Raw genomic sequence first — 25174 nt, forward strand, 5'->3', positions numbered from 1 at the left:
TTACGCCATGTTGCCGGGCGCCTGCCCGAACCGGAAGCTCGACACCGTCAAGGCGCCGAAGAACGCATCCTCGTGATACACGCAGGCGGCCGCCTCCTGCTCGGCCGCCCCCAGCGCCACCCACAGCGGCACCAGGTGATCCTCGCGCGGGTGCGCATGCCGCGCATACGGCGCCTCGCTCCACTGCAGCATCGCCTGTTCGCGGTCCGCCGGCGACAGCTCGAGCAGCACGTGCTGCAGCCAGGTGTCGAAGGCATGCGAGGCCAGCGCGCCGCCCGGCCCGAACTGGCGCAGGTTGTGGAAGGAGAGGCCGCTGCCGAGGATCAGCACGCCCTCGTCGCGCAGCGGCGCCAGCGCGCGCCCGGCGGCCAGGTGGACGGCCGGGTCGTAGCCGCGGCGGATCGACAATTGCACCACCGGCATGTCGGCGTCCGGGTACACCGATTTCAGCATCGAGAAGGTGCCGTGGTCAAAGCCGCGCTCCGCATCCAGCGTGGCCGGCTGGCCGGCGGCGTCCAGCAGCCCGGCCACGCGCTCGGCCAGTTGCGGCTGGCCCGGCGCCGGGTACTGGATCTGGTAGGTGTGCGGCGGGAAGCCGCCATAGTCGTAGATCATGCCCGGCGCCGTGCCCGACGATACCGTGAAGCCGTCGGTTTCCCAGTGGCTGCTCACCACCAGCACCGCCTTGGGACGGGCGCCGGCCTGGCGCCGGATGTCCACCAGCGAGGCTTCCAGCTTGTCGTAGGTCGGGCCGTACTGCTCCTTCATCCACGGCCAGGGACCGCCTCCGTGCGAGACGAAATACGTGGGCAGGCGGGACATGACGGCTCCTTGGAAGATCGAAAATGCCGATGGTATCCCATCCGGGCCGTTCGCGTGGCGGGTGGGCGTCAGCGCGGCGCCTGGTCGCGCGCCAGCGCCATCAGCGCAAACAGCCGCGCGCTGCGCATCCAGCCGAGCACCACCACGATCAGCTGGGCCAGCAGGATCGCGCCGACCGTGCCGCCGCCGCCCAGCGCCGGCACTTGCACGCGCGCCAGTGCCAGCAGGGCGGCGACCGTCAGGCCGATGGCGGTGATGACCACGTAGCTGCCCAGCAGCGCCAGCGGCCGGCGCAGCAGCAGCCTGACGCCGCCGAACCAGGCCGCCACCGCCGACTTGCGCTGCCGTTCGCTGCCGAGCAAGGCGCGGCCGGCGTCGACCGTCGCGTGCACGATCACGAACACCAGCAGCGCCACCAGGGTGGCAACGCGGGAGGCATGCGCGGCGTCGCTTTCCAGGAGCGCGCTGGTTGCCGTGTTGCCGGCCGCACGGAAGGCGGCGCCGGCCAGCAGCCCCGCGATCCCGAGCGGGATCACGGCCCAGATCAGCGTGCGCAGCATGCGCGGGTATTCCTGGGCGCCGCCGCTCAAGAGGGCACCCATGCCCAGGCGCCCAGGCGCGCGCGCAGCGACGATCGTCATCCCCGACAGCAGCGGCGACAGCAGCAGCGTCAGCGCCAGCGCGACCATGGCGCCGGTGCCGACGGCCGCGCTCCAGCGCTCCTGCAGGCTGGCGCCGATGTCGGCGATGGCCAGCATGTCGAGGCGCGCCGCCAGCTGGGGCGCGTGCACCGCGTAGTCGAGATTGGCGGACAGCATGCGCCACACCGGCAGCGCGGCCACGATGGCCGGCAGCACGAGCAGCAGGACCCACCACAGCAGCAGGCGCCATTGCAGCGCGGCACCGGCCGCGCGCAGCGCGCGCCTGAGTCCGAAAGGAGGGCGGCGCACGCCGCGCAGCGCATCGTTCTCGGGGGCCAGCGACGCCGATTCGAGTTGGGAATTCATCATACGGTCGCGATCAGGGTGAGAAGGGTTTGCACGATGGCGGCGATATCCAGGCTCCAGCGGCGCGCGGCGCCGGCGTCGGGGTCGATGGTGCGGCTGTCGTCCAGCTTGCTGACGTCGAGGAAGTGGCTGCGCTGCGGATCGAGTTCGGCCGATACCGCCTTGGCCGGCTTGACCCAGCTGAACTTGCGCCATGGTTCGTCGGCGTCCCAGCGCACGGTCTCGACGCTGCCGTCGGCGAACTTCACGCGCAGCAGCTGGGGTACCGGCGCGCCCTGGCGCCGCACCAGCACTTCGGTGCGCCACGGGTAGGGGCCCTGGCCCTCCCTGGCGTTCGGATGTGCCTTCTTCCAGTCGGCGCGCACGCTGTCGATGCGTTTGTCGATGTCGCCCTGCTTGTCCTCGACCCAGGCGCTGCCGGCCTGGCGCGTGCCCGGCAGCGGCACTTCCTCGTGGCTGCTGAAGGCGGCGATGCGGTCGTCGACGCGCGTGCTCTTGTAGATTTGTTGCGCGAACAGCGCTTCCACTGCGGCGCGTCGGCCGCTTGCTTCGGCCAGGGTCTCGCGCAGGTCGGCTACGCTCGGGTGGCGGAATTTCCAGCGCCGGTAGTATTCTTTGAAGGCACGCTCCGTCGCCTCCTTGCCGATCTGCGCTTCCAGGTCGCGCATCGTGATGGCAGTGCGCGAATAGACCGGACCGATGCCCTGCAGGCGGTCATAGGCGTTCTGGCCGGGCGCGTCGGCCGGGTCGTTGCGCGGCGTGCCCATGCGTTCGGCCTCGAAGGCCTTGAAGCCGGGCCCGAAGCCGAGCTTGCGGCTGAGCGGGGTGGCCAGGTGGATGTCCTGGCCGCGCTCGCGCAGCATGCGCAGCTGCCAGTACTCGTTGAGGCCTTCGTCCAGCATCGGTTCCTCGAATTCGTTCGAGGCCAGCAGGCCGTAGAAGTAGCCGTGGCCGAATTCGTGGATGGTGACGGCGTCGAGCGCGTAGCGGCTCAGCGTGTCCGGATCGGCGTTGACGTAGCCTTCGGCGGTGAAGAAGGTCGGGTATTCCATGCCGCCGGCTTCTTCCGCGTTGTAGGGCGGGATGACGACGGTCAGCGTTTTATACGGGTAGGGGCCGAGCGTGTTCGAGAAATAGGTCAGCGAATCCTTGGCTGCCTTCAGCGCCGGCGCCGCGCTGGCCACGTATTCGGGCGGATACAGCACGGTCACCGTCACCTGCGGGCTGCCGGGACCGGTCCAGGTGTCGACCATCGGCTTGGCGGTGCGGCGGTCGGCGGTCCAGGCGAAGTCGTGGACGTCGCCCTGCACGAAGCGCTGGGTCAGCATGCCGTCCTTCTCGACCGGGGTGCCGACGCGCTCGCCGGTGGCGCCGACCGTGTACTCTTTCGGTACGGTCAGCCGGACGTCGTAGCTGCCGAAGTCGGCGTAGAACTCGGAATTCAGGTGCATCTCGTGCGCATTCCAGCGCGGGGCGGTGGCGCCGCGCTCGCCCGGCAGTTCCAGCACGCCGATCTTGGGGAACCACTGGCCGACCAGGTGGAAAGTGCCGAAATAGCCGGTGCGCGCGATCACGCGCGGCAGCTGGGTATGGAAGTTGATGTCGAAGGTGGTCGAGGCGCCCGGCGCCACCGCGGTGGGCAGGTCGAAGCGCACCACGGTGTGGTCGCTGGCCGGGCCGCCGTCGGGTTGGACGAACGTCCACGGCACCTGGGCGTCGCCCTGGCTGACGCCGCGCAGCGCGATGTGGCCCCATTCGCCGTCCTTGGTATCGACGCCGGAGCGGAAGCCGCTCTCGCGCAGGCGCTTCTCGGTGAAGAAGGTGCTGCCGCTGCCCTCGAAGGCGTTCATGTACAGGTGCAGGTAGACGCTTTTCACCGGCACGGCGCTGCGGTTGCGCCAGGTGAGTTTTTCGCGTCCGGTGACGCTGTGCTTGACCGGGTCCAGCGTGGCGTCGATGTCGTAGTGGACCACGCGGTCGGACAGGGTCGGCTCGCTGCCGCTGCGCGGGCCGCCCCAGGCAGTCGGGCTGCTCGGCGTGGTGACTGCGGCGGCATGCGGGCCTGCCAGCGCGATGCCGTCGGCGCCGGGTGGCGGCGTGGATGCAGCGGCGGCCGATGCCGCAGCCGTTGTGCCGTCCTGGACGCGCAGGCCGGCCGTGACCGCGGCGCCCGCTGCCAGCAGGCTGCCGGCGACGCCCGCGGCGGCGGCGATCTTGAATACCGTGGAACTGAGTCGCATGAAAACGCACCCCATAAAGTGGATCTTGCTTTTATGCACATAACTATATGCGAGAACGCGACGGACGATCCACTCTTTATGATGACCTGTCGGTCCACGGATGGCGGTCGACTTTTATCAAAGGTATAATCGCCCGGTTCTGGTGCTCCGGCGTGCGTTCCGCGCGCCGAGTCAAACGGGAAACACGGCATGCCCGGCCTCCGGCCCGGCGTCAACGTGTGCTGCCCCCGCAACGGTAAGCAAGCGCCGCCTTTCGATAGCGGCAGGCTGCATCGCAAAACGCGATGCAGTCGGTCTTGCCAGCCCGGATACCGGCCAGGACAGGGGGAAGGAGCCCAAGGCTCTTCCATGACAAGCCGGTGTGCGGGGACGCGCGCCGGCCAAAACGAATCAAGAATAAATCCAATGAATCCTGCTGTTGTTTCCAGCGGCGCACCGGCCGTCCGGCCGCTCGCGCTGGCCTGCGCCCTTGCCCTGTCCCTGCTGAGCGGCACCGCCGCCGCCCAGGACGTTCCGTCGACCGTCGTCGTCACCGGCGCCCGCTTCCCGAGCGACACCGCGCTGCAGCCGATCGGTGCCACCGTCATCACCCAGGACGAGATCCGCCGCGCCGGCGTCAACGACGTCAACGCGGCGATCCGCAAGATCGGCGGCGTGTACGGCCGCCAGAGCCTTGATTCCTCGCCCGACTTCACGCTCGACCTGCGCGGCTTCGGCACCAACAGCGCCCAGAACATGGTGGTGCTGGTCGACGGCGTGCGCCTGAGTGAGAACGAACAGACCGCGCCGAGCCTGGCCGCGATTCCGATCGACACCGTCGAGCGCATCGAGATCACGCGCGGCGGCGGCAGCGTGCTGTACGGCGACGGCGCCATTGGCGGCGTGATCCAGATCTTCACCCGCCGCGGCGCCCGTCAGGGCATGCACGGTTCGGTGTTCGCCGAAGGCGGCGAATTCCACCAGCACGACGTGCGCGTGGCGCTGACCCAGGTGACCGGCGACATCACGGCCGACGTCGCCGTGGCGCGCCAGGGCAGCCAGAACTACCGCAAGAACGGCGCCTACGACCTGCGCAATTTCAGCGTCGGCCTGCAGACCCGCATCAACAACGGCCGCATCGGCATGCGCGTCGAAAGCGCCCAGCAGGAAACCCGGTTCCCCGGTCCGCTGACGCTGGAACAGTTCAACGAGGACCCGACCACGGCCAGCACGGCGCAGGACTTCGGCTCGCTCGACACCAACCTGGCGACCGCCTTCGCCGAGTACCGCCTGGGTGCGGTCGACCTGGCGGCCGAGCTGTCGCACCGCGAACGCAACGTGCGCGCGGCCTACCTGTCGAGCGCCTACCCGTCGACCAATGCCTACGACGGCCGCCAGGACCAGTTCTCGCCGCGCGCGCGCTGGCTGGGCAGCGTGGGTGGCATGGTCAACGAAGCCGTGGCCGGCGTCGACCTGGCGCGCTGGAAGCGCAAGACCAGTTCGCCGTACTCGAACGCCGACGCCAGCCAGACCTCGCGCGCCGTCTACCTGCGCGACGAGCTGCGCTTCGACGCCGCCCACGAAGGCCGCCTGGCGCTGGGCGCGCGCCACGAGACCTTCGACAAGGACTTCACCGACGAACTGGCCTTCGCCACCCCGGACCACGGCAAGCAATCGCAGAACGCCTGGGAAGCCCAGGTCAGCTACAAGCCGCTGGCGCCGCTCGGCGTGTACGCCAAGGCAGGGCAAAGCTACCGTGTGCCGAACGTCGACGACAACGCCTTCCGCTTCCCGGTCAACACGATGCTGAAGGTACAGACCTCGCACGACCTGGAACTGGGCGCGACGCTGGCCAACGCCGCCGGCGACAGCAAGCTGACCGCGCGCCTGTTCCGCCACAAGCTGAACAACGAGATCTTCTACGACCCGACCGTGAACGGCTTCGCCGCCAACACCAACCTCGATCCGACCCGCCGCCAGGGCATCGAGATCGACGCCGAGACCCGCATCGCCGCCGACTGGCATGCCAGCGCCCACCTGCAGCACGTGAACGCCGCGTTCACCGAAGGCCCGAACGCCGGCCGCGAACTGGTGCTGGTGCCGAAGAACGTGGTCACCGCGCGCCTGGCCTGGCTGCCGGCGGGCGCCCAGTCGGCCGACGTCGGCGTCCAGTGGGTCGACCGCCAGCGCAACGGCAACGACTTCGACAACAGCTGCGACCTGCGCATGCCCTCGTACGTGAGCCTCGACGCCCGCTACGCGGTCAAGACCGACGGCTGGGAGTTCGCCGTCAGCGGCCTCAACTTGGCAGACCGCCAGTACTACAGCTACGCCTACGGCTGCCGCTCGGGCATCTACCCGAGCAACGGCCGCCAGGTGAAAGTCTCGGCCCGTTACGACTTCTAACATAATCTAAGCCCCGGCTAAGGGCCGGGGCCCCGAAAAAGTGGTAATCTCGCGGTCGTTCGTTCCGTACAGTACCCGTAACCAGACACCAGAAGGATATCTATGCGTTCCCTGCGTTTTGCCCTGCTCGCCGCTGCCCTTGCCGCCGGCACCGCCTTCGCTTCGCCGACCGACCCGAAGAATGGCGTCGAGTACATTACGCTCCCCCAGCCGCAAGCGGTGCAGGCCGTGGGCAAGAAGGTGGAGGTGATCGAATTCTTCATGTATCACTGCCCGCACTGCAACGCGCTGGAACCGCAGTTCGAACAATGGGTCAAAAAGCAGGGTGACAACATCGTCGTGCGCCGCGTGCACATCCCGTCGCAGGGCGCCAGCGATCCGGAAGCCCACCTGTACCTGACGCTCGAAGCGCTGGGCAAGGTCGAGCAGATGCACGCCAAGGTGTTCAAGGCAATGCACGTGGACCGCGTGCGCCTGACCAAGGACGATACGATCATCGACTGGGTATCGAAGAACGGCATCGACCGCGCCACCTTCCTGAATGCGTGGAACTCGTTCGGCGTGATGACCAAGCTGCGCCAGCAGAGCAAGCTGGTCGAGGCCTACAAGGTCGAAGGCGCGCCGACCATCGTCATCGACGGCAAGTACCAGACCTCGCCGTCGATCGTCTACAATTCGGTGAAGACCACTAACGAGCCGCAGCTGTTCCAGGCCACCCTGCAGGTGATGGATGCCCTGGTCGCCAAGGCGGCGAAAACGAAGTAATCAAGAATCAAGATGAGCGACGTCGAAGGCAAGATCCTCAAGATATACGACAAGTCCAAGCCGGAAACGCAGGACTTGTTCGATTCGAGCAACTGGAACCACTTCGCGTGGTGCCTGGCGCTGGCCTTCGCGGCGCTTGCCTTCTGGCTGGGTATCGCGCTGGTGAATGCCGAAAACCAGCGCAATGCCCTGATGACGAACCAGTGCCCGGACCCGGTCTTCAAGGGATCGATCGACCAGCAATGCCTGCGCACGGTGCGCTCGCGCGACCACTGGTGGGAACACCTGTGGTACGGCGTCACCCACGTGAAGCCGGAACCGCCGCCGAAGCCGGGCCGCTGAGCGAGTCGAGTTCGCTCATCTTCAGTTTGGCTTTAAGTTTCCATTAAGTAAATATCTCCTGGAAACAATGCTACCCTTCAGGGTGTGCAATGCACTCGAGCCGGGCTTCGAGAACTGGATCCGCCAGCAAGGCGACCGCATCGTCGTGCGCCGCGTGCACTTCCCGTACACCGGCCCCAACGACCCTGAAGCCCACCTGTACCTGACCCTGGAAGCGCTGGGCAAGGTCGACCAGATGCACGCGAAGATCTTCAAGGCCGTGCACGTCGACCGCATCCGCCTGAACAAGGACGAGGCCATCATCGACTGGGTGGCGAAGAACGGCATCGACCGCGCGACTTTCCTGAATGCCTGGAATTCCTTCGGCGTCAACACCAAGCTGCGCCAGCTGGCCAGGATCACTGCCGCCTACGGCATCGATTCGGCGCCGGCGCTGGTGATCGACGGGCGCTACATGACCTCGCCGGCGGCGGTCGGTGCCAAGCTCGCGCCGCGCGATCGCGCGGCGCTGTTCGATGCGACGCTGCAGGTGGCCACGGTGCTGGTCGACAAGGCAGCCCAGTCGAAATAACTCAGGACAGCGGCAGCTCCACCACGAAACGCGCACCGCCGAGTGCGCTGCGTTCGACGTGCAGGGTGCCGCCATGCAGCAGCACCGCCTTGCGCGCAATCGACAGCCCGAGGCCGAAGCCGCCGGTGGCGCGGTCGCGGCTGCGGTCGAGCCGGTAGAAGGGTTCGAACACGCGCTCGGCTTCGTCGTCGGGAATGCCCGGGCCGTCATCCTCGACCGCGATCTCGACCCGGCCATCGAGGGGGCGCGCACTGAGCAGCACCTGGCGCGCCGCGTACTTCTCGGCATTGCGCAGCAGGTTGCCGACCGCGCGCGCCAGCAGGCGGCGGTCGCCGTCGATGCTGCTCAGGCCGGCGTCGACCTCGCAATCCAGTTGCTGCGGGCGCGGATGCATGCCGTCGGCACATTCCTGCAGCATGGCGGCGAGTTCGAAGGGCAGGCGCTGCGCGGCGCCAGCATTGTCCAGCTTGCTCATCGACAGGAGCTCGTTGACCAGTTCGTTCAGCTCGGCCAGGTCGCCGCCCATGGCGCCGATACGCTTGACCAGGGCCGCGGCATGGGCCGGACCACCGGCGCCAGGGTCCGCAGCCCGTTCCGCCAGCAGCTCCAGCCCGAACTCCAGCCGTGCGATCGGCGTCCGCAATTCGTGCGACACCGAATGCAGCAGGTTCTTCTGCGCTTCCAGCAAGCCCTGGATGCGCTCCGCCATCGCATTGATGCGCTCGGCCAGCGGGTAGACCGCATCGGCCGGCTGCAGCTGCGCCCGCGCCGACAGCCGGCCTGCACCGAACTCGTCGGCCACGTGCGACAGCGACTGCAAGGCCTTCCAGTGCGCGCGCGACCACAGCGCGATCGGCACCAGCAGCGCCAGCGCCACGATCACGTAGCGCAGCACTTCCATCGCCAGCGCCTGTTCCAGGTCGATCGGCAGGTTCCAGGCGCGGATCACCTCGTCCTCGCTGCCGACGTAGCGCTTGCCGGCGGTATCGACGCGCCGGTAGAAGGCGCGCTGGGCCGGATCGAGGACGATCTCGCCGCGCGCCAGCGCCGCATGCTGGCGCGCGGCCAGGGCGGCGCGCGCCTGCGCCAGCGGCACCAGGTCGAAGTGCGCGCTCGACACCTCGCGCACCTTGTTCAGGCGGCCCAGCCATTCGTCGGCCGCGGCCTGGTCGACGTACTGCTCGATCAGGAAGATCTGGGCCGAGGCCTGGCGCCGCGCGATGTCTTCCAGCGGATCGCCGAACAGGCGCGCAAAGACAAAGTAGATGACGAAGGTCGCCGCCGTGATCGACAGCATCACGAGCACGAAGAAGCGGAAGAACAGGCGGTTCACGCCGCGCTGCCGTTGGCGGTTGAAGGGGTCATGCGCATCCGCGAGATTGTATAGGAGTAATTGCAAAAAGTAGGCATTTACAAATTGACGACAATCGCTCGACATTTCGCGGGTGATTGCTGCACTTGCCTTGCGTACGATGCGAATGCATCAGGTTTCCGTTTGCCCACCTGAAGCGCGAGTGAGGGTGGGTTTTTTTATTCCAGCTGGATACAGCATCGAGATATGGGAGGCGGGAAAACAAGCACGTAGAATATTGTCTTTCCGAATCTCTTCATCTCGACATGAACCACCTCCTGCGCCTCGTCCTCGGCATTGCCTGCAGCGCCGCCTGTGTCCCGGGCTGGGCCCAGACGCCGGCGCGCAATCCGATGCCGGACGGCAGCCGCGACATGTACGTCGGCCTCGGCGCGCAATCGGCGCCGCGCTACGACGGCACCGGCAGCCGCAAGGTCAGGGCCTTGCCCGTGCTACAGGTCCAGTGGAGCAATGGCATCTTCGTTTCGGGCATGAGCGCAGGCATGCACCTGTCCGATTCGCCGACTTTCGAGTTCGGTCCGCTACTGGCGGTGTTGCCGGGCCGCGACGAACGCGGCAGCGGCAACGGCATCGGCAGCGTCGTCGAGACCACCAGCTTCGTGCTCGTCAATCCCATCGAAAAGCAGCTGATGCTGCGCGGCCAGCGCCTCGGCGGCATGGACGAGATCGATACCCGCCTGCAGGCCGGCGCCTTCGCCAACTATTACCTGGCGCCCGACTGGCGCCTCACCGGGTCCGCGCTGGCCGGTTCAGGCAGGGACCACGACGGCGTGCGCGTGCAGCTGGGCGTGCAGCGCCTGGCCGCCCCGGTCGCCGAACATCACACCCTGTCGCTGGCGGCCGGCCTGACCCTGGTCAACCGCAAGGACAATGCCACCTGGTTCGGGGTGACGCAGGCAGAAGCGGAGCGCAGCCGTTTTGCTTATTACCGGCCGGGCGGCGGCCTCCAGGACGTCCACGTCGGGGCGCGCTGGACCTGGGCCTGGACGCCGTCGTGGATGCTGACCTCGAACCTGCAGGTCAAGCGCCTGCTGGGCGATGCCGCCAAGAGCCCGCTCGTCGAGCGGCCCACCAATGTGACGGTCTCGGCCGCCATCGCTTACCGCTTCTGACGATGCGCACCGTACGGCTTTCCCTCGCTACCGTCGCTGCCGCCGCGCTGCCGCTGCTGCTGGCGGCCGGCCAGGCGCACGCGCAGCTGCAGGATGGCGAGTGGGCCAGCTACCGCGACGCCTACCGCGCCATGGTCGTGTTCGAGAAATATGGCGGCCCCAAGCACTTCCTGCAGAGCCAGCTGCAAGTGCTGCCGCGCGGCGCGGCCGTCCTCGGCGACGGCCTGCAGCTGACGCTGGCCGGCAAGACCACCCAGCTGCACCTGCCGCTCGATCCGCTCGGGCGCACGCCGCTGCCGCTGCAGAAAGCGGCCTACGACGACAACGCGGCGCTGGTGCTGAACCGCAAGGGGATCCCGTTCGCGCTGCGCCCCCAGGTCAGCATCGCCATCCGCGCCGACGGCGTCTACGACAGCGCCGACCTGCGCAGCGCCTGCGCCCAGGCGCTCGGCTTCGCGCGCTACGTCGACGCTTCGCAGCGCAGCCGCCAGTGCGTCGGCACGCGCTTCGTGTTCGGCAAAAAAGGCGAGGGCGGGGCGCACTGGCGGCCCGAGGGCGGGAGCGAGGACGTGCTGCCGGCGGCGCCGGGCGTGGCCGAGCAGGGCTTGCCGACCGTGATCTACCGCTTCGGGAGCGAGCGCGGGCAGGTGCTGACGGACAGCGTGCCGCTGGCGATCTTGCCGGTGTTCGAGTGAGGTCTCAGTTCCACGCCGAAGGCGAAAACAGATAACCCTCGCCCCACACCGTCTTGATCTTTTCCGACACCGTATCGTCGAACTTGCGGCGCAGCTTGGAGATGCTGTTGTCGATGCTCCGGTCCAGCCCATCGAACTCGATGCCGCGCATTTTCTTCAGCAGCTCGTCGCGCGACAGCACGCGTCCGGCGGCCTCGGCCAGCACCAGCAGCAGCTTGTATTCGGTATTGCTGAGCACACAGGGCTCGCCGCGCCAGCTGACGCTGCGGTCGGTGGTGACGATGCGCAGCGCGCCGAACTCGAGCACGCGGCTGTCGCCGGCCGCCTTGGGCTGGGAGCGGCGCAGCAGCGCGCGCAGGCGTGCCAGCAGGACGCGCGGCTGGACCGGCTTGTTGACGAAGTCGTCCGCGCCCTGTTCGAGGCCCGAGACTTCGTCATAGGTATCTTCGCGCGCGGTCAGGATCAGGATCGGCACTTCGGAGATGTCGCGGATCTGGCGGCACACGACCATCCCGTCCATGCCGGGCAACATCAGGTCGAGCACGACGATGTCGGGCTTGCCGGCCTTGAAGCTGTCGAGCGCGACGTCGCCGCGGGTCGCCAGTTCGACCGTGAATTCATAGCCGGACAAATACTCCGTCACCAGTTCCGCCAGGCGCGGATCGTCTTCCACCAGCAATACGCGATACATGATTGTCACCTCCGGCGGGTATTTTATAAGAGCAGCCAGACTCGGCGAACAATATGTGACCTGTACGACAATTCAATACATTTGGTGACAGCCTACAGCGGGTCCAGTTCGGAGCGGCCTTTGTGTTCGATCCGGATGAATGGACGGGAGCGCACCAGGTACACCAGTTGCCGGAACATCTTTCTGAGGTAATAGCCGTAATTGCTGCCGTCGGTCAGTTTTTTCTCGCGCACGCCCATGGCTTCGATGCTGGACGACTGCGCGGCCTCGGTCAGGCCCACCGGATACGGCACCAAGCATTTCACGTCAATGAAATTCTCCTGGAAATATTCCCATTTGTCGGCAACGACATAAGCCGGATAAAGCTTCTGCGCCAGAATTTCCGCAGCCGCCCGGGTAATGAAGTAACCGTGCGTGTGCACGCCGCGGTAGGCGTCGTACACGTCATGCTTCGCATCCAGCGGCACGCGGGAGTTGGCGTCGACCCGCTTCACATGGATCAGCATGACGGCGACCGGAACGTCGGCCGGGTACAGCTGCGCCAGCTTCGACAGCGTTGCCGCCAGGTCGTCTTCCAGGATCTTGGCATCGTCTTCCAGCACCAGCGCGTGCGGAAGATTCTCGGCGGCCATCTTCCGGTAGATGCTGACGTGGCTGAGCGTGCAGCCGATTTCGCCTTTCGAGAGTTCGCGGTTGAACAGGCGGACTGCCTTTTTCGGATCGTAGGCCAGCGCCAGTTCCTCGGCCGACAGGGCTTTGCCGTTGACTGCTTCCAGCACCGTGTACGGCATGTTCAGTGCATCCAGCTGCCCGCCCAGGTATTCGCGGCGGTGCTTGTCCTTGGGAAGGCTGATGATGAAAGTATGAATATTTTCCGGAGTGGTCACGATGAAAAGCGGGAGGAATGCTGGACTGGAAGACAACGTAGGCAGACGACGTTGTGCGGCGTGCTTACGCCGAAGCGCGCTTATTATAGTCAATACTCTCCCGGAAAGAAAACGGCCCGCATGAGCGGGCCGCAGGCGATCGGCATGCCAGATCAGGCTGGCATTGGCATCCGACGATTACGCCAGGTTCTGGTTCACGAAGTCCCAGTTGACGATGTTCCACCACGATTCGACGAACTTCGGACGAGCGTTGCGGTAGTCGATGTAATAGGCGTGCTCCCAGACGTCGACGGTCAGCAGGGCCTTGTTCTCGGTGGTCAGCGGGGTGGCCGCGTTCGAGGTGTTGACGATGTCGACGGTGCCGTCGGTCTTCTTCACCAGCCAGGTCCAGCCCGAACCGAAGTTGCTCACGGCCGACTTCTGGAACTCTTCCTTGAACTTGTCGAACGAACCCCATTTGGCGTTGATCGCATCGGCGACCGGACCGGTCGGCGCGCCGCCGCCGTTCGGCGACATGCAGTTCCAGAAGAAGGTGTGGTTCCACACCTGGGCCGAGTTGTTGAACACGCCGCCCTGCGATTTCTTGATGATCTCTTCCAGGGGCATGTTTTCGTACTCGGTGCCCTTGATCAGGTTGTTCAGGTTGGTGACGTAAGCCTGGTGGTGCTTGCCGTAGTGGTATTCCAGGGTTTCAGCCGACATGGTCGGCTGGAGGGCGTCCTTGGCATACGGCAGCGGCGGCAGAGTATGTTCCATGTCTTGTTCCTTTGATTAGTTAGAAACGGTAATGTTCCGAATCGGCGCTTATTCTAAACCGGATAACATATCGATGCATGTCGAGCCTGCTATTTAGTCAAGTCTTCAATCGAGCACGTCCTGCACGCCGGACACGCCGATCTCGACGCTGCCCTCGGCCAGCCGTACCCGCAACACGTCGCGCGGCTTGATCTGGCCAGGGGCGTGCAGCACCTTGCCCTTGGCATTGCTGACGATGGCATAGCCGCGTTCCAGCGTGCGCTGCGGGTTCAGCAGTTCGAGCTGGGCCGCCAGCGCCGCCATCGCCTCGCGCCGCGCACGCAGCTGGCCCGTCATGCTGGCGACCAGGTGGCGCTGTTCGGAGGCGAGCTGGGTGCGCATGGCCCGCGAATCCGGACGATGGCGCGCCCAGCGCTGCTGCAGCTGGGCCAGCATCACGCTTTGGCGGTTGAGCGGACCGCGCACCGCATGGGTCAGAGTGCTGGCCATGCCAAGAAGTTTCAGGCGCTGGTGCTCGATCTGGCTCGATGGGCTGAGCAGCCGGCGGCTGAGGTTATCCAGGTTCTGGCCGGCGTCGCCGAGGACGCGCTCCATCGCGCGGCGCAGGTCGCCGGCATCGGCCGAGAGCGAGTTCAGCCAGTCGGCGCGGGGCGTCACCGCCAGCTCGGCGGCAGCGGTCGGCGTCGCCGCGCGCAGGTCGGCGGCGAAGTCGGCGATGGTGAAATCGGTCTCGTGGCCCACGCCCGAGATCACCGGCATGCTGGCGCCGACGATCGCGCGCGCCACCACTTCTTCGTTGAAGCTCCACAAGTCTTCGATCGAGCCGCCGCCGCGGCCGACGATCAGCACGTCGACCTCGGCGCGGCGCGATGCCGTCTGGATGGCGTCGGCAATCTTCTCGGCCGCACCCTGGCCCTGCACCGGCGCCGGGTACAGCACGATGCGCACGTGCGGCGCGCGGCGCTTGAGGGCGGTCAGCACGTCGCGCAAGGCCGCCGCCTGGGGGCTGGTGACGATGCCGACGCTGCGCGCGAACAGCGGCAGCGGACGCTTGCGCTCCTGGTCGAACAGGCCTTGCGCGGTCAGCTTTTCCTTCAGGCGCAGGAAGGCTTCGTAAAGCGCGCCGACGCCGGCCCGGCGGATCGCCTCGACGTTGATCTGGTAATCGCCGCGCGCGCCGTACAGCGTGACCAGGGCGCGCACCTCGACCTTGTCGCCTTCGCGCGGCGTGAAGCCGGCGTACTGGGCACGGCCGCGGAACATCACGGCGCGCACCTGGGCCGCATCGTCCTTCAGCGTGAAGTACCAGTGGCCCGATGCGGCGCGCGTGAAATTCGAGATTTCGCCGCCGATCCAGACCAGCGGAAAGCTGCGCTCGAGCAGGCGCGCGACTTGCTGGTTGAGCGCAGTCACGCTCAGCACGGGTGGGGCGGTATAGGCGGGATCGGCGTCGTCGTTACTGAACATATGGATGAGCTATAGGAACTGTCCACAAAACCCGGCAGAAGTGTTATCGATTTTATATCTGCAGTACTACCGAAGGTAGTTTTTGTAAACGTTTGATTTTTAATGAAAAAGTCTGCTGCCTGATTTCGATGCAGAAACAAAATTTCCTTACGGATCAAAGGCTTCCGCCCACCTGCGTGGACTTGGCCACAATCTTATCCACAGAAATTGTGAGGAAGTGGATAAACCTGGCTGCCTAAAAACAAGGCTTGCAAAAGTTTTCCTTAAGCAATCAAGGACTTAGGTGCCACTTCGCATCCTTGCTCACATTGTTTTCCACAATTTATGTGCACACCTTGGCACCCACGCGGCATTGTCCGGTGTTCGCCAACATATATCCACGGCCAGCGTGGCGTGCTCAAAAAAGGCGCAGTCAGCAATTCCTGTTTAAATTCAAAGACTTTGATATTGATCAAGGTCCTTGCTCACAATCTTTTCCACAAAATTTGTGCAGAACGCGTGATGCATAGATCGTGGGCAGCAAAGGGTGGCACTATACCAGCAAGCTGTGCTCGATAGCCGATCTGCCAGGCTGGACAGGCGCCGGCCACGCGTCTGGCCGGGTTTGCCTAAAAATTGAGCTTGCATAGGTTTTTCGAATGGAATCAGGTACTTGAGCTTTGCCCCCGCCTTTTGCTCACATTGTTTTCCACAGTTTGTGTGCAAAGTCATGGTCAAGGCGCGCGGAAAGGTGCTGATTAAAAATTAGGCTTGATAACTTTTCTATTTAAAATCAATGGCTTGAATGTTGCCGTGTTCGCTTGCGCACAATTTTGTCCACAAAAAATGTGCAGAAACATCGTTTGAAGATGAGTGGTTTGACACAGCGCAAGGCTGCTTCATTTTTAATCTTTTTAATTTTCCTATAGGAATCAATAGCTTAAGCCGAAAAGGCCTTGTTCCGCACAAATTTATCCACAGAAATTGTGAGCAACTCAGCCAGGCTCAGCCGTCTTGGATTTGTCAGAAGGAAACACACTGCGCCCGTGATGACTTTTTGCGCATGAGGAAATATCCTTTAAGAATCAAAGCACTTGCATCCGGGGGGCGCCATTGCGCACACTTTTATCCACAGAAAGTGTGAAGAACTCTACTTGCCGCAAAACGAGCAACACGTTACATTGCGCAATTCCCAACGTATCCCCTGATCTGTTGTATTTTTCTTATCCCAGGAGTTCCATTTGCTCGCCATTCTCCAGGCCGCCGGCTGGCCCATCTGGTTGTTGTTGATTGCCTCGATCATTGCTCTGGCGCTCATCATCGAACGCCTGATCTACCTGCGCCGCGAAAAGATCCTGCCGCGCCAGCTGCTCGATGAAGTCATCCAGGTCTATCGCAGTGGAAAAGTCACTCCGGATATTATCGACAAGCTGCAACAGAATTCGCCGCTCGGCGCCGTGCTGGCCGCCGCCCTGCGCAACGTCGATGCGCCGCGCGACGTGATGAAGGAATCGATCGAAGAAGCGGGCAGGGGGGTGGCGCACGTGCTCGAACGTTTCCTGACCACGCTGGGCACCATCGCCTCGCTGGCGCCGCTGATGGGCCTGTTCGGCACCGTGGTCGGCATGATCGAGATCTTCGGCGCCCAGAACGCCAGCGGTACCAACCCGGCCCAGCTCGCGCACGGCATTTCGGTGGCGCTGTACAACACCGGCTTCGGCCTGGCGATCGCGATGCCGGCACTGGTCTTCTACCGCCACTTCCGCGCGCTGGTCGACAGCTTCATCATCGACATGGAGCTGCAGGCCGTGAAATTCGTCGACGTCGTCCACGGTGCACGCAAATGATGGACTTTCGCCGCGGCCGCAAACGCGAGGATCCGGAGATCAACCTGATCCCGTTCATCGACGTGCTGCTGGTGGTGCTGATCTTCCTGATGGTCACGACTACCTACAGCAAGTTCACCGAGCTGCAGATCACGCTGCCGACCGCCGATGCCGAAAAGGCGATCGAGAAGCCTTTCGAGATCAACGTCACCGTCGATGCCAAGGGCAATTACACGGTGAATAACGTGCCGGTCTCCTTCCACGGCGTGGCCGGCCTGGCCGACGACCTGAAGCGCGCCGCCGCCACCGGTCCGGATGGCCAGCCGCTGGCGACCCCGGCGCGCGATCCGGTGGTCATCGTCAATGCCGACCAGTTTGCGATGCACCAGATGGTGATCAATGTGCTGGAAGCGGCGCGCATGGCGGGGTATGACAAGCTGACGTTTGCGGCGCAGACGGGTGGGCAGAAGTAGCAACAGAAGTCGAAACGTCCGAATACCCGCGTCATTCATTGACGTCGTCCCCGCGCAGGCGGGGATCCAAGTTCTGTTTGCGCTGCCGAGACGCTTGCAAACCTGGATCCCCGCCTTCGCGGGGACGACGTTTTTGGGCAAGCGAACGTCAACAAGCTAACGCGTTTCAAGTTATTGTAATAACACCTCAGATGGCATCCTCCCTCGAATCCACGCTCACCCGCGCCTGGCTCCGGCGCGGCCCGCTGGCCCTGGCCCTGTGGCCGCTGTCCCTGCTGTTCCGCCTGCTCTCCGCCGCGCGTGCGACCCTGTTCCGCGCCGGCCTGCTGGCATCCGAAGGCTTGCCGGTCCCGGTCATCGTGGTCGGCAATATCTTTATCGGCGGAACTGGCAAGACCCCGCTGACGATCTGGCTGGCCGAACAGCTGCAGGCGGCCGGCTTCCGGCCTGGAGTGATTTCACGCGGCCATGGCAGTGCGGAAAGCGAAGCGCGCGAGGTGACGCCGGCCGCGCGCGCGGGCGAGGTCGGCGACGAGCCGCTGCTGATCGCCGCCCGCACCGGCTGCCCGGTGGTGGTCGGCCGGCGCCGCGCCACCGCCGGGAGGCGCCTGCTGGCATTGCACCCCGAGGTCGACGTCCTGATCGCCGACGACGGCCTGCAGCATTACGCGCTGCGGCGCGACGTCGAAGTCGTGCTGTTCGACGGCCGCGGCGTCGGCAACGGCTGGACCCTGCCGGCCGGGCCGCTGCGCGAGCCGCCGTCGCGCCGGCGCGATTTCACGGTGGTGAACACGCCGGACCTGACGCCGGGGCTGGCGGCGGCGGTCGGGGGCAGGGCATTCCAGATGCGCCTCGACGGCGGCGTGGCCGAAGCGCTGCGGGCGCCCGGCCGGCGCCAGCCGCTGGCGGCATTCAGGGGGCAGCGCATCCTGGCCGCGGCCGGCATCGGCAATCCGGGACGTTTCTTCGGCATGCTGCGCGCCCACGGATTGCAGATCGAGGAGATGCCATTGCCCGATCACCATGACTTCCTGGACGATCCCTTCCGCGGGGTTTCCGCCGATGTGATCCTGGTCACCGAGAAGGATGCAGTAAAATGTCGGCAACTTGAAAACATCAACAACGATCCGCGCCTGTGGGTCGTCCCGGTCACGGCGCAGATCGATGCTGCCCTGGCCGCTCAAATTGTGGAGAAATGTCGTGGACGCCCGACTGCTTGATATCCTGGTCTGCCCCCTGTGCAAGGGACCGCTCGAATATGACAAGAAAGCCCAGGAACTGACCTGCCGCCCCGACCGCCTGGCCTATCCGATCCGCGACGGCATCCCGATCATGTGGGCCGACCAGGCGCGCAAGGTCGAGCCGACCCTGTAAGCGGATGGGTTTCGTCGTCATCATCCCGGCACGCCTGGCATCGACCCGGCTGCCGAACAAGCCCCTGGCCGACCTCGGCGGCAAGCCGATGATCGTGCGCGTCGCCGAGCGCGCCCAGGCCTCCGGTGCGCAGCGCATCATCGTCGCCACCGACCATGCCGACATCGCCGCCGCCTGCGCCGCGCATGGCATCGAAGCCTGCATGACGCGCGCCGACCACCCGTCGGGCACGGACCGCATCGCCGAGGTGGCGCGCACGTTGCAGCTGGCGCCGGAGGCCGTGGTGGTCAACCTGCAGGGCGACGAGCCGCTGATCGACCCGGCGCTGCTGGCCGCCTGCGCCGCGCGCATCGGCGCCGGCGTGCCGATGGCCACCTGCGCCCATCCGCTGTCGGCGGCCGAGGACGCTTTCAACCCGAACGTGGTCAAGGTCGTGCTCGACAAGGCCGGACGGGCACTGTATTTCTCGCGGGCCACCATCCCCTGGCACCGCGACGCCTTTGCACAGGACCGCGCGGCTTTGCCGCCCGGCTACGTGCCACTGCGCCATATCGGCCTGTACGCGTACAGCAATGCCTTCCTGCAGCAATACCCGCAGCTGGAAGCGTCGCCACTGGAAGCCATCGAAGCCCTGGAGCAATTGCGCGTGCTATGGCACGGCGTCCCCATTGCGGTGCACGTGACCGCGGAAGCGCCCCATGCCGGTGTCGACACGCCGGAAGACCTGGCGCGGGTACGGTTGCATTACCAGGGCAATCACTGAACTTGATACTGCCGGTTTTGATCCTTTTGGAAACACCAATCTGACCAGTCTGCGCCAGCGCAACTGGTCGATCAATCGCCCCCTGCCAGTGGCTTTCAGTGGTGCTTTTGTGGTAAGTTCCGTGTCAAGCTAGGCAAGTATGCATCAGAATTAGCATCAAACGCGCACTCCGTGCACCATAACGGTGCCCGTTGTCGTTTATAAAACTATTAGGAAAATCCTTCATGCGTCTCATTCTCTTAGGAGCCCCCGGTGCCGGTAAAGGTACCCAGGCCAACTTCATCAAAGAAAAGTACAACATTCCCCAGATCTCCACCGGCGACATGCTGCGCGCGGCGATCAAGGCCGGCACCGAACTCGGCCTGGCGGCGAAAAAAGTGATGGACGCTGGCCAGCTGGTATCGGACGACATCATCATCGGCCTGGTCAAGGAACGCCTGAAGGAAGAAGACTGCAAGAACGGCTACCTGTTCGACGGCTTCCCGCGCACGGTCGCGCAGGCCGACGCCATGAAGGACAGCGGCGTGAACATCGACTACGTGCTGGAAATCGACGTGCCTGACGAAATGATCCTGGAACGCATGACCGGCCGCCGCAGCCACCCGGCGTCGGGCCGCGTCTACCACGTCAAGTTCAACCCGCCGAAGACCGAGGGCGTCGACGACGTCACCGGCGAGCCGCTGGTGCAGCGCGACGACGACAAGGAAGAAACCGTCGCCAAGCGCCTGGCCGTGTATCACAACCAGACCGAAGTGCTGCTGGGCTACTACAACAAGTGGGCGCAATCGGGCCTGCCCGGCGCGCCGAAGTACCGCAAGATCACGGGCGTGGGCCCGGTCGAGCAGGTGCGCGACGCCGCGTTTGCCGCGCTGTCGGAGTAAGCTCGCATAGAAAAATAAGCGCCGGATGACGTTGTGCCATCCGTCCAGGTTTTTGGATCAAAGTTTTGCAGTACGCAGGTAGGCTGGCCGGGCAGGATGCGGCCTTTCGAACGTGTGGTGTTGCTTGATCGAAGACAGGGAGGACGACAATGGCATCCACGCAGCTCATGTTCGCCGTCGCGTGCGGCGTCATCGCGGTATTGTACGGATTGTGGTCGCGCAGCTGGATCCTGCAGCAGGATGCCGGCAGCGGGCGCATGCAGGAAATCTCGCTGGCGATCCAGCAGGGGGCGTCGGCCTACCTGGCGCGCCAGTACCGCACCATCGGCATCGTCGGCATCGTGCTGCTGGTCGCCATCTTCTTCCTTCTCGGCAGTGCCACCGCATTCGGCTTCCTGGCCGGCGCCGTGCTGTCGGCCGCCTGCGGCTTCATCGGCATGAACGTCTCGGTGCGCGCCAACGTCCGCACCGCCCAGGCCGCCTCGAACGGATTGGACAAGGCACTGAACGTCGCCTTCCGCGGCGGCGCCATCACCGGCATGCTGGTGGTGGGACTGGGGTTGCTCGGGGTATCGCTGTTCTACTGGTTCCTGGTGGCGCGCGCCGACGCTGCCTTGTCGACCCATGACGCCATCCAGCCGCTGGTCGGGCTGGCCTTCGGCGCCTCGCTGATCTCGATTTTCGCGCGCCTCGGCGGCGGCATCTTCACCAAGGGTGCCGACGTCGGCGCCGACCTGGTCGGCAAGGTCGAGGCCGGCATTCCCGAGGACGATCCGCGCAATCCCGCCGTCATCGCCGACAACGTGGGCGACAACGTCGGCGACTGCGCCGGCATGGCAGCCGACCTGTTCGAAACCTATGTCGTGACCCTGGTCGCGACCATGCTGCTGGGCGCGCTGATGGTGCCCGCAGCGGGTGACACCAGCGGCGTCACCGTCGGCGGTGCCGCCATGCTGTATCCGCTGCTGCTCGGCGGCATCTCGATCCTGGCCTCCATCGTCGGCTGCTCGCTGGTGAAGAACCGGGCCGGGCACAAGATCATGTCGGCGCTGTACACCGGCCTGTGGTGGTCGGCCGGCCTGTCGCTGCTGGGGTTCGCGGCAGTCACCTGGCTGGTGTGGCCGAGCGACGCCATGCGCTGGCCGATGCTGGGCTGCGCGCTGGTCGGCATCGTGCTGACCGCGTCGATGGTCTACATTACCGAGTACTACACGGCCACCGAATTCAAGCCCGTGCGCCATATCGCCGAAGCCTCGACCACCGGCCACGGCACCAACATCATCGCCGGCCTCGGCCTGTCGATGAAGGCCACCGCCTATCCGGTGCTGGTGGTGTGCGCGGCCATCCTGGTCTCTTACCAGATGGGCGGCCTGTACGGCATCGCGATCGCCGCCACGGCGATGCTGTCGATGGCCGGCATCATCGTCGCGCTGGATGCCTACGGTCCGATCACCGACAACGCCGGCGGCATCGCCGAGATGAGCGGCATGCCGGACGACGTGCGCGCCGTCACCGATCCGCTCGACGCCGTCGGCAACACCACCAAGGCCGTCACCAAGGGCTACGCCATCGGTTCGGCCGGATTGGCGGCGCTGGTGCTGTTCGCCGACTACACGCACGCGCTGGCCTCGCGCGGCACCCACATCAGCTTCGAGCTGTCGAATCCGATGGTGATCGTCGGCCTGTTCATCGGCGGCCTGGTGCCCTATCTGTTCGGGGCGCTGGCGATGGAAGCGGTGGGACGGGCGGCCGGGGCCGTCGTGGTCGAGGTGCGGCGCCAGTTCCGCGACATCGTCGGCATCATGGCCGGCACCGGCAAGCCGGAATACGACAAGGCGGTCGACATGCTGACCGCGTCGGCGATCCGCGAGATGGTGCTGCCCTCGCTGCTGCCGGTGCTGGTGCCGGTTGCGGTCGGGATGCTGCTGGGACCGGCCGCGCTGGGCGGCCTGCTGATGGGGACCATCGTCACCGGCCTGTTCGTGGCGATCTCGATGACCACCGGCGGCGGCGCCTGGGACAACGCCAAGAAGTACATCGAGGACAACCACTACGGCGGCAAGGGGTCGGAGGCGCACAAGGCCGCCGTCACCGGCGACACGGTGGGCGACCCCTACAAGGACACGGCCGGCCCGGCGGTGAATCCGCTGATCAAGATCATCAACATCGTGGCGCTGCTGCTGGTGCCCCTGCTGCCGGCCGGTGGCTGGCTGGCCGTCACCGAACCGGCCGTGGCCCAGATCCGCAGCGTCCCGGCAGCCGCAGCGGCCACGGCACCGCCAGCGCAGCCTGCAGTCGCTGCGCGCAGGGTGGACGGCTCGAGCGCCGCCGGTGAATCGGCAGCAACGCTTGCGCCGCCCACGCGGTGATCCGCGCGTTTACTTCTGCAAGGCCTGGCGCAGGGCCGCTTCCAGCGAATCCCGGTCCGAATCGCCGGGATAGTGCCTGCCGTTGATGAAGAAGGTCGGCGTGCGGTCCGCGCCGTCGTGGCGAGCGCGCGCCAGGTCGGCCTGCACGCGTTGACGGTGGCGCCGTTCCTGCACCTCGCCGGCAAAGCGGTCGACGTCCAGGTCGACGCTCTCGCCCAGCACGGCCAGGTCCTGCGGGTCCGCGACCTGGTTCTGCTGCTCGAACAGCGCATCGTGCATTTCCCAGAACTTTCCCTGGCTGGCCGCGGCCTCGGCCGCTTCCGCCGCCAGCTCGGCCAGCGGGTGCAGGTCCGACAGCGGAAGGTGGCGGTATACCAGGCGGATGCCGCCGGCTTCGTCGCCGAGTTCATCCATCAGCTCCGTCAGCGCGAAGTGGGCCCGCGCGCAGTACGGGCACTGGAAATCGCCGTATTCGATCAGGGTCAGGGCCGCATCCTGCGGGCCGCGTACGTGTTCGTCCTTGCCGATCTCGTCGACTCGTTGCATGGTTTTTCTCCAATCCGATTCTGAATGATGAGGCAGCGCAATGCCGCGCATGCGCCGCCGGATGGGTTCATCATGGCATGCCGGCGTGGATTGCTGGCGCAGCTTTCGACTGGGAAATTACTGTCAAAAAAGCATCAATCTTGCGCCCAGGGTGGCAGAACTGCGGTAGAGTATCCCCATCAGCGGCGGCCTGCGCTCCCGTTCTCATGGTTGCTGAATCGGTCGAGCCTGTAATACGTCTGGCCCCGCGTCCTGTTACCAACCAAATGGAGATTCACCATGTCGCACTACGACGAGAACCATGGCGCCCCCGGCGTCCGCAGCCCCGGGCCCGACGATGAGCGCCTGCCCGAAGCCACCGGGTCCACGGCCGATCCCGACAGCGAACTGACCGCGCTGCGCCGCAACCTGCTGCTGTACGGCACCGCGGGCCAGCCGGCGCGCAGCCGCGTGGAGGCCCACGCGAGCTGAGCTTTAAAACACGCACATCCCGTCGGCCTGCTCGCGCAGCCATGGGCGAAAGTCGGGATGGGCGATCGCGATCAGCGCCTGCGCGCGCTGGCGTGCCGACTTGCCGCGCAACTGGGCCACGCCCCATTCGGTGACGACGTAGTTGACGTCGTTCTTGCTGGTGGTGGCATGGGTGCCGGGCGCCAGTGTCGGCACGATGCGCGAGATCGTGCCGTCCTTGGCCGTCGAGGGCAGCACGATGAAGGACTTGCCACCGCGCGAGCGGTTGGCGGCGCGCACGAAATCGACCTGGCCGCCGGTGCCGGAATAGGGCAGGTGGCCGATGCTTTCGCTGCCGCACTGGCCGAGCAAATCGACCTGCAGGCTGGCGTTGATCGTCACCAGTTTGTCGTTCTGGCCGGCGATGTACGGGTCGTTGGTGAAGTTCGACGGATGCATTTCCAGCATCGGGTTGTTGTGCATGAACTCGTACAGCTTGCGCGAGCCGAGTGCAAAGGTCGCCACCATCTTCCCCGGCAGCAGGGTCTTCCTGCTGTTGTTCACCGCCCCCGATTCCACCAGCTTCAGGATGCCGTCGCCGATCATCTCGGTGTGGATGCCGAGGTCGCGCTTGCCGGTCAGCTGCATCACCACCGCATCCGGGATGCCGCCGTAGCCGATCTGCAGCGTCGACCCATCCTCGATCTGCTCGGCGACCAGGCTCCCGATCGCTTCCTGCACCGGGCCGATCGTGGGCAGGCCGACTTCCAGGATCGCCTCTTCGCTTTCGATCAGCGCAGTCACTTGGGAAATGTGCACGTGGCATTGGCCATGGGTGAAGGGCACGTTCGGATTCACTTCCAGCACCACGGCGCGTGCCTTGGCGATGGCGGCCATCGTGTAGTCGGTGCCGAGGCTGAGCGCAAAGTAGCCATGCGGGCTCATGCTGGACGCCATCGCGAACACCACGTCGGCCGGCATCAGGCCGCGCTCGATCAGCGCCGGGATCTCGGAAAAGTAATTCGGGATGAAGTCGCACCAGCCGCCCTGGCCGCCCGCGCGCGAGGCGCCGCCGAAGAACAGCGCGGCATGGCGCACGTGGGGGCGGCAGCCGGGGTCGAAGTAGCCATACTTGCGCATGGCCAGGATTTGCGCGACCTGGACGTCGTTGAAGCGCCGGCACTGCGCCGACAGTGCGTGCAGCAGGCTTGGCGGTTCGCCGACGCCGGTTGGCACGATGATCATGTCGCCGTCGCGCACGTGGTCCAGGCCATCGTCGGCGCTACCGCGTTTGGCGCGGTACATCTCCTGCAGAGTTTGCATGCTTGTCTCCTGTGGCTTTTATTTTGATGCTGCATGTTTTGCCAGCATAGCAGGATGGCCCGGCGTAACGACACCGAT

At 65.4% G+C, this 25174-nt stretch carries 24 protein-coding genes and 1 riboswitch; of the genes, 14 read left to right on the plus strand and 10 right to left on the minus strand.

The annotated features are described in order from the left end of the window. From FBX97_RS01995 to FBX97_RS02005, 3 genes are all read right to left on the minus strand, one after another. A complete protein-coding gene (locus tag FBX97_RS01995) occupies positions 1 to 822 on the minus strand; it encodes a dioxygenase (RefSeq protein WP_141828578.1) in 822 nt (273 codons plus the stop codon). A gap of 68 nt (positions 823 to 890) precedes the next feature. Continuing rightward, positions 891 to 1832 carry a hypothetical protein gene (locus FBX97_RS02000; RefSeq protein ID WP_141828579.1) on the minus strand — a complete coding sequence of 314 codons (942 nt, stop codon included), beginning with the start codon at positions 1830 to 1832 and terminating at the stop codon, positions 891 to 893. After that, positions 1829 to 4069 carry a M1 family metallopeptidase gene (locus FBX97_RS02005; protein WP_141828580.1) on the minus strand — a complete coding sequence of 747 codons (2241 nt, stop codon included), beginning with the start codon at positions 4067 to 4069 and terminating at the stop codon, positions 1829 to 1831. The genes FBX97_RS02000 and FBX97_RS02005 overlap by 4 nt, the downstream gene beginning before the upstream one ends. 123 nt (positions 4070 to 4192) lie before the next feature. Then, positions 4193 to 4404: riboswitch (cobalamin riboswitch) on the plus strand. Between the two features lie 70 nt (positions 4405 to 4474). On the opposite strand from FBX97_RS02005, the gene FBX97_RS02010 reads away from it, so the two are divergent. The 4 genes from FBX97_RS02010 (at position 4475) to FBX97_RS02025 (ending at position 8132) form a co-directional block, all read left to right on the plus strand. Continuing rightward, the gene (locus tag FBX97_RS02010) at positions 4475 to 6454 is read left to right on the plus strand and encodes a TonB-dependent receptor (RefSeq protein ID WP_141828581.1); all 1980 of its coding nucleotides are present in this window, start codon (positions 4475 to 4477) and stop codon (positions 6452 to 6454) included. 102 nt (positions 6455 to 6556) lie between these two features. Continuing rightward, positions 6557 to 7219 carry a thiol:disulfide interchange protein DsbA/DsbL gene (locus FBX97_RS02015; protein WP_141828582.1) on the plus strand — a complete coding sequence of 221 codons (663 nt, stop codon included), beginning with the start codon at positions 6557 to 6559 and terminating at the stop codon, positions 7217 to 7219. A gap of 12 nt (positions 7220 to 7231) precedes the next feature. Then, a complete protein-coding gene (locus tag FBX97_RS02020) occupies positions 7232 to 7561 on the plus strand; it encodes a hypothetical protein (RefSeq protein ID WP_141828583.1) in 330 nt (109 codons plus the stop codon). A 67-nt stretch (positions 7562 to 7628) separates the two neighbouring features. Next, entirely contained in the window at positions 7629 to 8132 is a 504-nt protein-coding gene (locus tag FBX97_RS02025; RefSeq protein ID WP_141828584.1) for a thiol:disulfide interchange protein DsbA/DsbL, read from the plus strand. Position 8133: 1 nt separating this feature from the next. Here FBX97_RS02025 and FBX97_RS02030 read toward each other — a convergent pair whose 3' ends face one another. After that, the gene (locus FBX97_RS02030) at positions 8134 to 9465 is read right to left on the minus strand and encodes an ATP-binding protein (RefSeq protein WP_141828585.1); all 1332 of its coding nucleotides are present in this window, start codon (positions 9463 to 9465) and stop codon (positions 8134 to 8136) included. A gap of 284 nt (positions 9466 to 9749) precedes the next feature. Here FBX97_RS02030 and FBX97_RS02035 point away from each other — a divergent pair, with 284 nt between their 5' ends. Both FBX97_RS02035 and FBX97_RS02040 read left to right on the plus strand, forming a co-directional pair. Continuing rightward, positions 9750 to 10616, plus strand: coding sequence for a MipA/OmpV family protein (locus FBX97_RS02035; RefSeq protein WP_141828586.1), 867 nt, complete (start codon positions 9750 to 9752; stop codon positions 10614 to 10616). 2 nt (positions 10617 to 10618) lie between these two features. Further along, complete coding sequence (locus tag FBX97_RS02040) at positions 10619 to 11311, plus strand: hypothetical protein (protein WP_255517253.1); 693 nt, start codon at positions 10619 to 10621, stop codon at positions 11309 to 11311. A 4-nt stretch (positions 11312 to 11315) separates the two neighbouring features. Here the strand turns inward: FBX97_RS02040 and FBX97_RS02045 are convergent, their stop codons facing one another. The 4 genes from FBX97_RS02045 to xseA all read right to left on the minus strand — a co-directional run bounded on the left by FBX97_RS02045 (position 11316) and on the right by xseA (position 15112). Continuing rightward, complete coding sequence (locus FBX97_RS02045; protein WP_141828587.1) at positions 11316 to 12002, minus strand: response regulator; 687 nt, start codon at positions 12000 to 12002, stop codon at positions 11316 to 11318. Positions 12003 to 12094: 92 nt separating this feature from the next. Then, positions 12095 to 12982, minus strand: coding sequence for a glycosyltransferase family 25 protein (locus FBX97_RS02050; RefSeq protein ID WP_185748441.1), 888 nt, complete (start codon positions 12980 to 12982; stop codon positions 12095 to 12097). Between the two features lie 84 nt (positions 12983 to 13066). Continuing rightward, positions 13067 to 13645: a superoxide dismutase gene (locus tag FBX97_RS02055; RefSeq protein ID WP_141828589.1), complete on the minus strand. Its 579-nt coding sequence runs from the start codon at positions 13643 to 13645 to the stop codon at positions 13067 to 13069. Positions 13646 to 13750: 105 nt separating this feature from the next. Continuing rightward, on the minus strand, positions 13751 to 15112 hold the full coding sequence (gene xseA, locus FBX97_RS02060; RefSeq protein ID WP_141828590.1) for an exodeoxyribonuclease VII large subunit: 1362 nt from the start codon (positions 15110 to 15112) through the stop codon (positions 13751 to 13753). A gap of 1220 nt (positions 15113 to 16332) precedes the next feature. Between xseA and FBX97_RS02065 the strand changes: the two genes are divergently transcribed. From FBX97_RS02065 to FBX97_RS02095, 7 genes are all read left to right on the plus strand, one after another. Then, a complete protein-coding gene (locus FBX97_RS02065) occupies positions 16333 to 16938 on the plus strand; it encodes a MotA/TolQ/ExbB proton channel family protein (RefSeq protein WP_141828591.1) in 606 nt (201 codons plus the stop codon). After that, positions 16938 to 17390, plus strand: a complete 453-nt coding sequence (locus FBX97_RS02070; protein WP_141830789.1) for a biopolymer transporter ExbD — start codon at positions 16938 to 16940, stop codon at positions 17388 to 17390. The genes FBX97_RS02065 and FBX97_RS02070 overlap by 1 nt, the downstream gene beginning before the upstream one ends. Positions 17391 to 17581: 191 nt before the next feature. Continuing rightward, on the plus strand, positions 17582 to 18610 hold the full coding sequence (gene lpxK, locus FBX97_RS02075) for a tetraacyldisaccharide 4'-kinase (protein WP_141828592.1): 1029 nt from the start codon (positions 17582 to 17584) through the stop codon (positions 18608 to 18610). Further along, positions 18591 to 18764, plus strand: coding sequence for a Trm112 family protein (locus tag FBX97_RS02080; RefSeq protein WP_141828593.1), 174 nt, complete (start codon positions 18591 to 18593; stop codon positions 18762 to 18764). Before lpxK ends, FBX97_RS02080 begins: the two co-directional genes overlap by 20 nt. A 4-nt stretch (positions 18765 to 18768) precedes the next feature. Next, complete coding sequence (gene kdsB / locus FBX97_RS02085; RefSeq protein WP_141828594.1) at positions 18769 to 19527, plus strand: 3-deoxy-manno-octulosonate cytidylyltransferase; 759 nt, start codon at positions 18769 to 18771, stop codon at positions 19525 to 19527. Between the two features lie 224 nt (positions 19528 to 19751). Beyond that, entirely contained in the window at positions 19752 to 20408 is a 657-nt protein-coding gene (gene adk, locus FBX97_RS02090; RefSeq protein WP_141828595.1) for an adenylate kinase, read from the plus strand. A 149-nt stretch (positions 20409 to 20557) separates the two neighbouring features. Further along, on the plus strand, positions 20558 to 22777 hold the full coding sequence (locus FBX97_RS02095; protein WP_141828596.1) for a sodium-translocating pyrophosphatase: 2220 nt from the start codon (positions 20558 to 20560) through the stop codon (positions 22775 to 22777). Positions 22778 to 22786: 9 nt separating this feature from the next. Here the strand turns inward: FBX97_RS02095 and FBX97_RS02100 are convergent, their stop codons facing one another. Continuing rightward, positions 22787 to 23323 carry a thioredoxin domain-containing protein gene (locus FBX97_RS02100; RefSeq protein WP_141828597.1) on the minus strand — a complete coding sequence of 179 codons (537 nt, stop codon included), beginning with the start codon at positions 23321 to 23323 and terminating at the stop codon, positions 22787 to 22789. A 279-nt stretch (positions 23324 to 23602) separates the two neighbouring features. On the opposite strand from FBX97_RS02100, the gene FBX97_RS02105 reads away from it, so the two are divergent. Next, positions 23603 to 23794, plus strand: a complete 192-nt coding sequence (locus FBX97_RS02105) for a hypothetical protein (protein ID WP_141828598.1) — start codon at positions 23603 to 23605, stop codon at positions 23792 to 23794. Between the two features lie 3 nt (positions 23795 to 23797). Here the strand turns inward: FBX97_RS02105 and FBX97_RS02110 are convergent, their stop codons facing one another. Further along, entirely contained in the window at positions 23798 to 25096 is a 1299-nt protein-coding gene (locus FBX97_RS02110) for an acetyl-CoA hydrolase/transferase family protein (RefSeq protein ID WP_141828599.1), read from the minus strand. Between the last annotated feature and the right edge of the window lie 78 nt (positions 25097 to 25174).

This window comes from Herbaspirillum sp. SJZ107, assembly GCF_006715485.1.
Classification (GTDB): domain Bacteria; phylum Pseudomonadota; class Gammaproteobacteria; order Burkholderiales; family Burkholderiaceae_D; genus Telluria.

Coding starts and splice junctions, on each gene's coding strand:
- adk (WP_141828595.1), top strand. CDS start 19,752: ATGCGTCTCATTCTCTTAGGAGCCCCCGGTGCCGGTAAAGGTACCCAG.
- FBX97_RS02025 (WP_141828584.1), top strand. CDS start 7,629: ATGCTACCCTTCAGGGTGTGCAATGCACTCGAGCCGGGCTTCGAGAAC.
- FBX97_RS02035 (WP_141828586.1), top strand. CDS start 9,750: ATGAACCACCTCCTGCGCCTCGTCCTCGGCATTGCCTGCAGCGCCGCC.
- FBX97_RS02000 (WP_141828579.1), bottom strand. CDS start 1,832: ATGATGAATTCCCAACTCGAATCGGCGTCGCTGGCCCCCGAGAACGAT.
- FBX97_RS02055 (WP_141828589.1), bottom strand. CDS start 13,645: ATGGAACATACTCTGCCGCCGCTGCCGTATGCCAAGGACGCCCTCCAG.
- lpxK (WP_141828592.1), top strand. CDS start 17,582: ATGGCATCCTCCCTCGAATCCACGCTCACCCGCGCCTGGCTCCGGCGC.
- FBX97_RS02020 (WP_141828583.1), top strand. CDS start 7,232: ATGAGCGACGTCGAAGGCAAGATCCTCAAGATATACGACAAGTCCAAG.
- kdsB (WP_141828594.1), top strand. CDS start 18,769: ATGGGTTTCGTCGTCATCATCCCGGCACGCCTGGCATCGACCCGGCTG.
- FBX97_RS02040 (WP_255517253.1), top strand. CDS start 10,619: ATGCGCACCGTACGGCTTTCCCTCGCTACCGTCGCTGCCGCCGCGCTG.
- FBX97_RS02015 (WP_141828582.1), top strand. CDS start 6,557: ATGCGTTCCCTGCGTTTTGCCCTGCTCGCCGCTGCCCTTGCCGCCGGC.
- FBX97_RS02105 (WP_141828598.1), top strand. CDS start 23,603: ATGTCGCACTACGACGAGAACCATGGCGCCCCCGGCGTCCGCAGCCCC.
- xseA (WP_141828590.1), bottom strand. CDS start 15,112: ATGTTCAGTAACGACGACGCCGATCCCGCCTATACCGCCCCACCCGTG.
- FBX97_RS02100 (WP_141828597.1), bottom strand. CDS start 23,323: ATGCAACGAGTCGACGAGATCGGCAAGGACGAACACGTACGCGGCCCG.
- FBX97_RS02045 (WP_141828587.1), bottom strand. CDS start 12,002: ATGTATCGCGTATTGCTGGTGGAAGACGATCCGCGCCTGGCGGAACTG.
- FBX97_RS01995 (WP_141828578.1), bottom strand. CDS start 822: ATGTCCCGCCTGCCCACGTATTTCGTCTCGCACGGAGGCGGTCCCTGG.
- FBX97_RS02110 (WP_141828599.1), bottom strand. CDS start 25,096: ATGCAAACTCTGCAGGAGATGTACCGCGCCAAACGCGGTAGCGCCGAC.
- FBX97_RS02070 (WP_141830789.1), top strand. CDS start 16,938: ATGGACTTTCGCCGCGGCCGCAAACGCGAGGATCCGGAGATCAACCTG.
- FBX97_RS02095 (WP_141828596.1), top strand. CDS start 20,558: ATGGCATCCACGCAGCTCATGTTCGCCGTCGCGTGCGGCGTCATCGCG.
- FBX97_RS02010 (WP_141828581.1), top strand. CDS start 4,475: ATGAATCCTGCTGTTGTTTCCAGCGGCGCACCGGCCGTCCGGCCGCTC.
- FBX97_RS02005 (WP_141828580.1), bottom strand. CDS start 4,069: ATGCGACTCAGTTCCACGGTATTCAAGATCGCCGCCGCCGCGGGCGTC.